This is a genomic window from Mesorhizobium sp. M5C.F.Ca.IN.020.29.1.1, assembly GCF_003997375.1.
GTDB classification, from domain to species: domain Bacteria; phylum Pseudomonadota; class Alphaproteobacteria; order Rhizobiales; family Rhizobiaceae; genus Mesorhizobium; species Mesorhizobium wenxiniae.
The window spans coordinates 1-1,604 of record NZ_RZSW01000910.1 but is presented as its reverse complement, the minus strand read 5'-3'; the positions used below and the strand labels follow the sequence as shown (position 1 = coordinate 1,604).

The following is a 1,604-nucleotide window of genomic DNA, read 5'->3' as shown; positions in this document are numbered from 1 at the left end:
GGGGCGCCCGGCCAAGACCCAGGTCGACGATGTCGTCGGCGAAAGCCGCGAGACCACCAAGGCCGGCTACCGCACGCTGGTCACCGTGCTGACCAAGCGCATGGCCGAGGACCTGACCGAATATTTGCACGAGCAGGGCATTCGCGTCCGCTACATGCACTCCGACATCGACACGCTGGAGCGCATCGAGATCCTGCGCGATCTGCGTCTCGGCGCCTTCGACGTGCTGGTCGGCATCAACCTTTTGCGCGAAGGCCTCGACATCCCCGAATGCGGCTTCGTTGCCATTCTCGATGCAGACAAGGAGGGCTTCCTGCGCTCCGAAACGTCGCTGATCCAGACCATCGGCCGCGCCGCGCGCAATGTCGACGGCAAGGTCATCCTCTACGCCGACCAGGTCACCGGCTCGATGGAACGGGCGATGGCCGAGACCAACCGCCGTCGCGAGAAGCAGATGGAGTGGAACGCGGCCAACGGCATCACCCCGGAATCGGTCAAGTCGCGCATCTCCGACATCCTGGACTCGGTCTACGAAAAGGACCACGTCCGCGCCGACATCTCGCAGTTCACCGATAGCGCCGGCGCGATGATGGGCAACAATCTGAAAGCCCATCTCGACGCGATGGACAAGCAGATGCGTGACGCCGCTGCCAACCTCGACTTCGAGAAGGCGGCCCGCATCCGCGACGAGATCAAGCGGCTGCGCGAGATGGAGCTGTCCATCTCCGACGATCCGCTGGCCAAATATGCCGACATGGAAAGCCCGGTCTCGGGCCGCGAAAAGGGCAAGCACAACAAAGGCCGCGCCATCCACCGCACGGTCGACAATGACGGCAAGAGTCTCTTCCGCAAGCCGCATCTCGACGAGATGGGCGCCGACGGTGCGGTGCCGGTCAAGAAGCCGCTCTTCGCAAAGCCTTCGCTCGACGCCATGGGCCCGGGCACCGACATGCCGACCCCCGCTGGCGCGGTATCGCGCTCGCTGTTCAAAAAACAGTCGGCCGAGGAGGCGCACGGTTCCGATTTCGGCATCCCCGGCGAGCCGACCAAGCCGCTGTTCAAGAAGAACTCGCTGGACGAGATGACGGTGCGGCGGACTGAAAAACCTGTTGAGGGTGACAAGCCAGTCAAGCGCGAACGTGCCGGCATCGGCTCATACGAAGATCCAGCCGACGCCCGCCGTGAAAAGCGCCGGCCCGGCAAGACCGGGCGGCCGGGACGGTGAACGGGTAACAAGGTCGATTGCGGACATTCTCGACCAACATCTAGAGTGCGTGATGGTCGCCATTCGCAGACTTCGGGAAGACGAGTTCAAGGCTTGCTTTGCAGAGCCTATGGCGGACGTCACCGCCACGGCGCAGGCTGCCATGGACATATGGCCGTATGTCGACGCGCTAGATCTGGATAAGATCGGTCTGCCCTATTTGAACGACGTTCGCCACGTCTATCGGGACGCGCGAAACCGGTTCGATCAGGTGCTGATAGGCACCGGCCGCTTCAATACCCTTCTTGTCATCGTTGTCGATCTCGATAGAAGCATGGTGTTCGGGCACTTTCTGCTCGACCTGAACGAGGAGTATGGAACAGGCGGTGGCCCCCTAAGG

2 protein-coding genes are annotated in these 1,604 nt (G+C 62.5%); both read left to right on the top strand.

Annotated features, from left to right (window positions below; genetic code table 11):
* Window positions 1-1,225, top strand: a 1,225-nt coding sequence (locus EOA85_RS34885) for a helicase-related protein (RefSeq protein ID WP_206523462.1), incomplete at its 5' end; no start/stop codon positions are given.
* Between the two features lie 52 nt (window positions 1,226-1,277).
* A partial coding sequence (locus EOA85_RS34880) for a hypothetical protein (protein WP_164760117.1) occupies window positions 1,278-1,604 on the top strand: 327 nt, incomplete at its 3' end.